8 protein-coding genes are annotated in these 8,460 nt (G+C 74.8%); 4 read left to right on the top strand and 4 right to left on the bottom strand.

Annotated elements, in window-relative coordinates; all coding sequences use genetic code 11:
* Positions 1–60: 60 nt before the first annotated feature.
* The 4 genes from ACFQ80_RS22125 to ACFQ80_RS22110 form a co-directional block, all read right to left on the bottom strand.
* Entirely contained in the window at positions 61–1,509 is a 1,449-nt protein-coding gene (locus tag ACFQ80_RS22125) for a dihydrolipoamide acetyltransferase family protein (protein ID WP_430565154.1), read from the bottom strand.
* A gap of 29 nt (positions 1,510–1,538) precedes the next feature.
* Complete coding sequence (locus ACFQ80_RS22120) at positions 1,539–2,552, bottom strand: alpha-ketoacid dehydrogenase subunit beta (protein ID WP_430565153.1); 1,014 nt, start codon at positions 2,550–2,552, stop codon at positions 1,539–1,541.
* Complete coding sequence (gene pdhA / locus ACFQ80_RS22115; RefSeq protein WP_430565155.1) at positions 2,549–3,706, bottom strand: pyruvate dehydrogenase (acetyl-transferring) E1 component subunit alpha; 1,158 nt, start codon at positions 3,704–3,706, stop codon at positions 2,549–2,551. The genes ACFQ80_RS22120 and pdhA overlap by 4 nt, the downstream gene beginning before the upstream one ends.
* 256 nt (positions 3,707–3,962) lie before the next feature.
* Positions 3,963–4,229: a hypothetical protein gene (locus ACFQ80_RS22110; protein ID WP_430551581.1), complete on the bottom strand. Its 267-nt coding sequence runs from the start codon at positions 4,227–4,229 to the stop codon at positions 3,963–3,965.
* A 109-nt stretch (positions 4,230–4,338) separates the two neighbouring features.
* Between ACFQ80_RS22110 and ACFQ80_RS22105 the strand changes: the two genes are divergently transcribed.
* The 4 genes from ACFQ80_RS22105 (at position 4,339) to ACFQ80_RS22090 (ending at position 8,405) form a co-directional block, all read left to right on the top strand.
* Positions 4,339–4,737 carry a RidA family protein gene (locus tag ACFQ80_RS22105; protein ID WP_430551580.1) on the top strand — a complete coding sequence of 133 codons (399 nt, stop codon included), beginning with the start codon at positions 4,339–4,341 and terminating at the stop codon, positions 4,735–4,737.
* A gap of 33 nt (positions 4,738–4,770) precedes the next feature.
* On the top strand, positions 4,771–5,025 hold the full coding sequence (locus ACFQ80_RS22100) for a hypothetical protein (RefSeq protein ID WP_430565152.1): 255 nt from the start codon (positions 4,771–4,773) through the stop codon (positions 5,023–5,025).
* 64 nt (positions 5,026–5,089) lie between these two features.
* Positions 5,090–7,381, top strand: a complete 2,292-nt coding sequence (locus tag ACFQ80_RS22095) for an alpha-galactosidase (RefSeq protein WP_430565151.1) — start codon at positions 5,090–5,092, stop codon at positions 7,379–7,381.
* Positions 7,382–7,406: 25 nt separating this feature from the next.
* Positions 7,407–8,405, top strand: coding sequence for a hydroxyacid dehydrogenase (locus tag ACFQ80_RS22090; protein WP_430565150.1), 999 nt, complete (start codon positions 7,407–7,409; stop codon positions 8,403–8,405).
* Positions 8,406–8,460: the final 55 nt, after the last annotated feature.

The raw sequence follows: 8,460 nt of genomic DNA, 5'->3' as shown, positions 1-8,460 counted from the left end.
GTAGTCGACTACCTCGCCGGGCCTCGAACTACCTCGGCATCTTCGGAACTACCTCGCGGGTCAGCCCCAGACGAGTCCGCGCGCCGGGTCCTCGAGCACCTTCGCGACGTCGGCCAGGTAGCGGGCGGCGAGCTCGCCGTCGACCAGGCGGTGGTCGACGGACAGCGCGAGCTGCGTGACCCAGCGCGCCTTGATCTTGCCCTTGTGCACCCACGGCTGCCGGCGGATCGCGCCGAACGCGAGGATGCCCGCCTCGCCGGGGTTGAGGATCGGCGTGCCCGTGTCGGTGCCGAAGATGCCGACGTTGGTGATGGTGATCGACCCGTCCGCCATGTCCGCGGGCTGCGTGCGGCCCGCGCGCGCCGTGGACGTGAGGGTCGCGATCGCCTTCGCCAGGCCGAGCAGGTCGAGCGTGTGCGCGTCCTTGATGTTCGGCACGACGAGCCCGCGCGGCGTCGCGGCGGCGATCCCCAGGTTCACGTAGTGCTTGTAGACGATCTCCTGCGCGGCCTCGTCCCAGCTCGCGTTGATCTGCGGGTGCCGGTTGACCGCCAGCAGCATCGCCTTGGCGGCGACGAGCAGCGGCGTCACGCGCACGTCCGCGAAGTCCCGGTCCTCCTTGAGGCGGGCGACCAGCTTCATCGTCTTCGTGACGTCGATCGTCTGGAACACCGTGACGTGCGGGGCCGTGAACGCGCTGGCCACCATCGCCTCGGCCGTGCGCTTGCGCACCGACTTCACCGGCACGCGCGTCTGGCGGCCGTCCTGGCTGACCGTGCCCGACGCGAGCCACGGCTGGTCGTCGTCGGGGTACGTGGCGAGGGCCTTCGGCGCCGCACCCTCGGCGTGCGCGACGACGTCCTCCCGCGTGACGATCCCGCCCGGGCCCGTGGGGTGCACGGAGGCGAGGTCGACGCCGAGGTCCTTCGCCAGCTTGCGCACCGGCGGCTTGGCGAGCACGCGGGTGGTCGACGAACCGGGCGTCGCCGGCACGCTCGCCATCGGCTTCTCGATCGTCGGGGCGGCCGGGGCGGCCGGGGCGGGGGCCGGTGCGTCGACGTCGAGGCGAGCGCTCGAGGTCGAGGTCCCGGACATCGACGTCGGGCGCTTCGCCTCGACCTCGGCGGCCGGGGCCGCGGCGCGCCGCCGTCGTCGGCCACCGCCCGCGCCCTCCCCGGTGCCGTACCCGACCAGCACGGAGCCCGAGCCCTCGCCCGACGTCTCCTCGGCGGCCGCGGCGGGCGCGTCCGACGGCGCTCCGGCGGGGGCGTCGGTGGTGATCTCGATGATCGCGGTGCCGACGTCGACGGTGGTGCCCTCCTCGGCGAGGAGCGCCGTGACGGTACCGGCCCACGGCGACGGCAGCTCGACGAGCGACTTGGCGCTCTCGATCTCCACGATCACCTGGTTGACGGCGACGGTGTCGCCGACGGCGACGCGCCACTCGACGATCTCGGCCTCCGTGAGGCCCTCTCCCACGTCGGGCAGCGGGAAGCGCTGGGTCGTCATCGTTCTCCTCAGCTCGCTCTCGGTCGCTCTCAGTGGGCCAGCACGCGGTCGACGGCGTCGACGACGCGGTCGACGCTCGGCAGGTACTCGTGCTCGAGCTTCGCGACGGGGTACGGCGCGTGGAAGCCGCCCACGCGCAGGACGGGCGCCTCGAGGGAGTAGAAGCACTCCTCGCTGACGCGGGCCGCGACCTCGGCGCCGGAGCCGAGGAACGTCGGCGCCTCGTGGACGACGACGCAGCGGCCGGTCCGCTTCACGGACGCGACGACCGCGGTGACGTCGAGGGGCGAGATCGCGCGCAGGTCGACCACCTCGGCGCTGGTGCCCTCGGCCGCCAGCGTGTCGGCGGCCTTGAGCGCCGTCGCGACCGTCGGCCCGTAGGCGACGAGCGTGACGTCGGTGCCCTGCCGGGCGACGCGCGCCCGGTTGAGCACGTCGGCGCCGCCGGCCGCGGCCACCGTCGGGTAGGCGCCGGCCGTGACCTCGCCCTTGGACCAGTAGCGGCCCTTCGGCTCGAAGAACAGCACCGGGTCCGGCGACGCGACCGCGGCGCGGATCATGTCGTAGGCGTCCTGCGGCGTGGACGGCGAGACGACGCGCAGGCCCGGCGTGTGCGCGAACAGCGCCTCCGGGCTCTCCGAGTGGTGCTCCACCGCGCCGATGCCGCCGCCGTAGGGGATGCGGATGACGACGGGCACCTGGAGGCGCCCGCGCGACCGGTAGTGCATCTTCGCGAGCTGGGTCGTGATCTGGTCGTACGCCGGGAAGACGAACCCGTCGAACTGGATCTCGCACACCGGCCGGTAGCCGCGCAGCGCCATGCCGATCGCGGTGCCGACGATGCCGGACTCCGCGAGCGGGGTGTCGACCACGCGGTCCTCGCCGAAGTCCTTCTGCAGTCCGTCGGTGACGCGGAAGACGCCGCCGTTGCGCCCGACGTCCTCGCCCATGACGAGGACCTTCGGGTCCGACTCGAGCGCGGAGCGCAGGCCTTCCGTGATGGCCCGCGCGAACGTCAGGGTCTGCGGGGTTGCTGAGGTCATCGGGCCGCCCCCGTCGTCTCGTCCGTCTCGTTCTCGTACTGCTCGAACCACGCCCGCTCGGTCTGCACCTGGGCGTGCTCGGTGGCGTACACGTGCTCGAACATCGCGCTGGTGGGCGGGGCGCCCAGCTCGCGCACCTCGGTGCGCAGCCGCTCGCCCAGGGCGTCGGCCTCGCGCTCGATGCCGGCGGCCCAGCCGTCGTCCCAGCCGCCCTCGGCGCGCAGCAGCGCGGCGAGACGGTCGATCGGGTCGCGGCGGGCCCAGTGGTCCTCCTCGGCGCGGGCGCGGTAGCGGCTCGGGTCGTCGGAGGTGGTGTGGGCGCCCATGCGGTAGGTGTAGGCCTCGACGAACGTCGGGCCGCCGCCGGTGCGGGCGCGCTCGAGCGCCTCCGCCGTCACCGCGTAGCAGGCGAGGACGTCGTTGCCGTCCACCCGGACGCTGGGGATGCCGAAGCCCTCGCCGCGCTGGTACAGCGGGGCGCGCGACTGGCGCGACGTCGGCTCGGAGATGGCCCACTGGTTGTTCTGGAGGAAGAACACGACGGGCGCGTTGTTCACCGCCGCGAACACGAGCGCCTCGCTGACGTCGCCCTGGCTGGTGGCGCCGTCGCCGAAGTAGGTGACGACGGCGGCGTCGCGCGCGGCGTCGCCGGTGCCGACCGCGCCGTCGCGCTGCACGCCCATCGCGTAGCCGGTCGCGTGCAGCACGTGCGAGCCGATGACGAGGGTGTACAGGTGCACGTTGTGCTCGTTCGGGTCCCAGCCGCCGTGGTCCTCGCCGCGGTACAGCCGGAGGCGGTCGACCGGGTCGACGCCGCGCGTCTGGAGCACGCCGTGCTCGCGGTAGGAGGGGAACACGTAGTCCTGCGGCGACAGGGCGTACGCCGACCCGACCTGGGCGGCCTCCTGGCCACGGCCCTGCGCGTACAGCGCGAGCTCGCCCTGCCGCTGCAGGGCCGTGGCCTCGTCGTCGAACCGTCGCGTCAGCACCATGTCGCGGTACAGGGCGCGCAGGTCCTCGGAGGTGAGGTGGTCGACACGCGAGCGGTAGGTCGCGTTGTCGGGTTCGACGACACGCTCGCCGGTGGGCGAGACGAGCTGGACCAGGGGTTCGACGTCAGCGGGCGCGACGTCGGCGGGCCCGTCGACAGGCATCTTGTCGGGCTCGCCGGTGGTGGGCTGCGGCACGCGGTCTCCTTCGCTGACGGCCCCTGGGTGGGGCTGGGCTGCTCCGGCACGGAGGAGGTCCCGGCCCACCACGACGGTGACCACCGGAACCTACGCCTTCGTAGCCTACGCCAGCGTAGGTTGCCGTCCAGGGGGCAGACCCCCCGGCGGCGGTGCCAATGTCCCCCCGGTCATTTTGGAGGAATCCTCCAAGCACGAGGGCGGTCGACGCTGGCCACGCTGGTCAGCGCGGGTACCCCTGACCGGCCCGCAGCGCGTCCCGCTCGCGCAGCACGGGCCACCGCGAGAAGGCGAACACCAGGAACATCACCACGTTGAGGACCGGCACGATGCCGACCAGCACCCACCAGCCCGAGTAGCCGGCCTTCTGGATGATCCGGATGTACGCGATCAGGAAGATCACGGCGACCGCGAGGTAGACGATGATCGCGGCGGTGCCGAACAACCATCCGTAGTCGTCGGCGAGCTGGTCGTAGTCCACGGTGTCCATGGCGGGGAGTCTTCCGCCGCGGCGCGGCACCGCAACCGGAGCCGGGGCCGGGCGGCATGTCGGTGGCCGGCGGGATGCTCGGGGGACACCTCGACGAAGGGACCCGCCCATGAACGCGCAGTCGACGCCGACGCCCGTCAACCCGCCGCAGCTGCACCAGAACCCCGCGTTCGCGTGGGGCATGGTCCTGCCCGCCGGGCGCACGCTCTACGTCGGCGGGCAGAACGGCACGGACCCCGACGGCGCCCTCGTGGAGGGCGGCCTCGGCCCGCAGACGGAGCAGGCCCTGCGCAACGTGCTCGCCGTCCTCGAGGAGGCCGGCACGGACGCGGAGCACGTCGCGAAACTGACGATCTACCTCGACCCGTCGGTGGACCCGAACGACGGCTTCGCCGCCTCGCAGAAGGTCTGGCAGGCGCGCACCGCCGTCACCGTCCTCGCCGTCGCTCCCGCACGGCCGGGCGCACTCGTCGAGGTCGAGGCCGTCGCGACGATCCCCGAGGGCTGACGCGCCCGCAGACGGCGCCCTAGGCTGACGGCCGTGCGCAGACACCGCGGTCGCGGGATCCTCCGGGTGGTAGCCGTGCTGGCGCTGTTCCTTGCCTTCGCCGACGGCTTTCGTTGGGGGAACCGCTGGTACATCTCGACGATGTTCGAGGACTCCTCGCCCGAGTACGCCCTCGAGATCATCGCCAAGGCTCACGACGCGCTGGTGCACGGGCTGATCTGGCTCGTCGTCGCAGCCCTGGCCGCCGCCGTCGGGTGGCGGCTCCGGGTGGTGCGGCGGCCGGCGTGACCAGGTTCGACCGGATCGCGGGCGCACGCGTGATCCACGCCACCCCGCATGGCACGCTCGTGCGGTGACCGTCACCTCCGGCCGCGCCGACGCCGCCGACACCACCGCCCGCGGCCCCGCCGTCGACACCCTCGTCCACCTGCGCGCGGACGGCGTCAGCGTCCTGGTCGACGCCCGCGGCGGCGAGCTGCCCGCCGTCGTGCACTGGGGCGACGACCTCGGCCCGCTGACCGCCGACGACGCGGCCGCCGTCGTCGTCGCCGCGGCCGCCCCGCTCGTGAACAGCGGGCCGGACGAGCCGACGCGGCTCACCCTCGTGCCGGAGCCCCGCACGGGTTGGCTCGGCCGTCCGGGTCTCGTGGGCGAGCGCGACGGCGACGGGTGGTCGCCGCGCTTCACGACCACGGTCGCGACGCTCTGCGGCGGTCCGCTCGCCGACGGCCTCACGGAGGCCGGCGCCGGGGCCCTGCGCGTCGAGGCGACGGACCCGGTCGCGGAGCTCACGCTCGTCCTCGACGTCGAGCTCACCGTGGACGGCGTGCTGCGGGTCAGGGCCGCGCTCCGCAACGACGGCGGCCCGTACCGGCTGCACGAGCTCGCCGTCGTCCTGCCCGTGCCGCCGCGGGCGCGCGAGGTCCTCGACCTCACGGGCCGGTGGGGCAAGGAGCGGGTGCCGCAGCGGCACGACCTCACGGTGGGCACGCACCTGCGCGAGGGCCGCCGCGGCCGCACGGGCTTCGACGCCGCCACCCTGCTGACCGCGGGGGTCCCGGGCTTCGGCTTCGGCCACGGCGAGGTGTGGGGCGTGCACGTGGCCTGGTCGGGGAACCACCGGCACTGGGCCGAGCGCCTCCCCACGGGCGAGCAGGTGCTGGGCGGGAGCGAGCTGCTGCTGCCCGGCGAGGTGACGCTCGCCGCGGGCGAGGAGTACGAGACGCCGTGGGTGTACGGCGTGCACGGCCACGGCCTGGACGCGCAGGCCGCGCGCCTGCACCGGATGCTCCGCCGCCGCACGGCGCACCCGCACGGCCCGCGACCGGTGACCCTCAACGTGTGGGAGGCCGTCTACTTCGACCACGACCTGGCGCGTCTCACCGCGCTGGCAGACGCCGCGTCCGAGCTCGGTGTCGAGCGGTACGTGCTCGACGACGGCTGGTTCCGCGGCCGCCGGGACGACACCCGCGGCTTGGGCGACTGGGTGGTCGACGACGAGGTCTGGCCCGACGGCCTGGACCCGATCGCCGACCACGTGCACGGCCTCGGCATGCAGTTCGGGCTGTGGTTCGAGCCCGAGATGGTCAACCTCGACTCGGACCTGGCGCGGGCGCACCCCGAGTGGGTCATGGGTGCCGGCGGCCGGGTGCCGGTGCCGTCGCGGCACCAGCACGTGCTCGACCTGTCGAACCCCGACGCCGCCGCGTACGTGCTCGAGCGGATGAGCGCCGTCATCGGCGCCCACGGCGTGGACTACGTGAAGTGGGACCACAACCGCGACCTCGTCGACCCGGGCTCCGGGCTGGACGGGCGCCCCGTCGTGCACGCCCAGACGCTCGCCGCCTACGGGATCATGGCCGAGCTGCGGCGGCGGCACCCCGGGCTGGAGATCGAGTCGTGCTCGTCCGGCGGCGGACGGGTGGACCTCGGCGTCGCCGAGCACACCCAGCGCGTGTGGGTGTCGGACTGCACCGACCCGCTGGACCGCCAACAGATGCAGCCCTGGACGGCGCAGCTGCTGCCGCTGGAGTACCTGGGCGCGCACGTGGCCGCGGACGTCAGCCACCAGACCCACCGCGCGCACTCGCTCGCCTTCCGCGCGGCGACCGCCCTGTTCGGCCACTTCGGGATCGAGTGGGACCTCACGCGCTCGACGCCCGAGCAGCTCGCCGAACTGGCCGGCTGGGTCGAGCTGTACAAGGCCGAGCGCGGCCTGCTGCACACGGGCACGCTCGTGCGCCAGGACGCGCCCGACGCCGACTCCCCGCAGGTGTGGGGCGTCGTCGCGACCGACCGGTCCCGCGCCCTGTTCCAGGTCGCGACCCTGACCCGGCCCGCCACCGCGCCGCCCGGCCGGCTGACCCTGCGCGGCCTGGACCCCGAGCGCCGGTACCGCGTCACCCCTCTGCCGCTGAGCAGTGAGGCGTTCGGCGCCTGGAACGTGCCGCCGTGGTTCGCGCTGCCGTCCGCCGACGGCGCGCTCGCCTCCGACGGCATCACGCCGCTGCCGCGGCCGGCCCGGCCCGGCGACGTGCCCCGCGGCACGGTGCTCACCGGGCGCGCGCTCGCGGTCGCCGGCCTGCAGGCGCCGGAGGCCGCACCCGGCACGTCGCTCGTGCTGCGGGTGGAGGCCGTTCGCTGACGGCCCTCCCGGCTAAGGTCAGACCATGCCGACGCCGCCTGCCGCCCCTGCCACGACGATCCTCACCGCCGTCGGCGAGGAGTGGGCGGGCTCCGTGCTCGACCCCGCGGTGCGCGACCGGCTGGCCGCCCACGGCCCGGTCGTCGACCTCGGGGCCGCCGACGACGCCGCGCTCGCCGCCGCGCGCGTGCTCGTCACGGGGTGGGGCGCCGCGGAGCTGGACGCCGCGCTGCTCGACCGGCTGCCGCGCCTGGAGCTCGTGGCGCACGCGGCCGGCTCGGTGCGCGGCATGGTCACGCCGGAGGTGTGGGCACGCGGGGTCCGGGTCACGTCGGCGGCGCACGCCAACGCGCGCGCCGTCGCGGACTTCACCGTGTCGATGGTGCACCTGGCGGTGAAGAACGCGCTGCGGCTCGGCCTCACGGCCGCCCGGGAGCACGCGATGCCGGGGCGCGACGGGATCCGCGGCCTCGACGGCGCCACGGTCGGCCTGGTCGGGTTCGGGCTCATCGCGCGCCTCGTCGCCGAGGCCCTGCGCCCGCTCGACGTGCGCGTGCTGGTGCACGACCCGTACTACGACGCCGACGACGCGCGCCGGGCGGGCGTGGAACCGGTCGGCCTGCCCGAGCTGCTCGCGGCGAGCGACGTCGTCTCCGTGCACGCCCCGCTCACGGACGGCACGCGCGGCATGCTGGGCGCCGACGAGCTCGGCCTGCTCGCGCCGTCCGCCACCCTGGTCAACACCGCGCGCGGCGGGCTGGTCGACCACGACGCGCTGGCCCGCACGCTCGCGGACCGGCCGGACCTGTTCGCCGTCCTCGACGTCACCGAGCCCGAGCCGCTGCCGGCGGGGCACCCGCTGCTCGGCCTGGGCAACGTCTTCCTCACCCCGCACGTCGCCGGCTCGCTGGGCACCGAGGAGGCCCGGCTGGGCCACGCCGCCGCGGACGAGGTCGACCGGTGGGCCGCCGGCGAGCCGTTGCGGCACGAGGCACGGCCCGAGCAGCTGCCCTTCACCGCCTGAGCGCACCCGCAGCGCCCCCGCCCGGAGGCCGCCGAGCCCGACCCACGTCGGGCTC

It is taken from the genome of Isoptericola sp. NPDC056578, assembly GCF_042793275.1.
GTDB lineage: Bacteria > Actinomycetota > Actinomycetes > Actinomycetales > Cellulomonadaceae > Isoptericola.
The sequence above is the reverse complement of the archived record's forward strand: the minus strand, read 5'-3'. Positions and strand labels throughout refer to the sequence as shown.

Bases quoted from the DNA above. Each gene is read 5' to 3' on its own strand.
- ACFQ80_RS22125 (WP_430565154.1), bottom strand. From the start codon at position 1,509: ATGACGACCCAGCGCTTCCCGCTGCCCGACGTGGGAGAGGGCCTCACG.
- ACFQ80_RS22110 (WP_430551581.1), bottom strand. From the start codon at position 4,229: ATGGACACCGTGGACTACGACCAGCTCGCCGACGACTACGGATGGTTG.
- ACFQ80_RS22105 (WP_430551580.1), top strand. From the start codon at position 4,339: ATGAACGCGCAGTCGACGCCGACGCCCGTCAACCCGCCGCAGCTGCAC.
- ACFQ80_RS22120 (WP_430565153.1), bottom strand. From the start codon at position 2,552: ATGACCTCAGCAACCCCGCAGACCCTGACGTTCGCGCGGGCCATCACG.
- ACFQ80_RS22090 (WP_430565150.1), top strand. From the start codon at position 7,407: ATGCCGACGCCGCCTGCCGCCCCTGCCACGACGATCCTCACCGCCGTC.
- pdhA (WP_430565155.1), bottom strand. From the start codon at position 3,706: ATGCCTGTCGACGGGCCCGCCGACGTCGCGCCCGCTGACGTCGAACCC.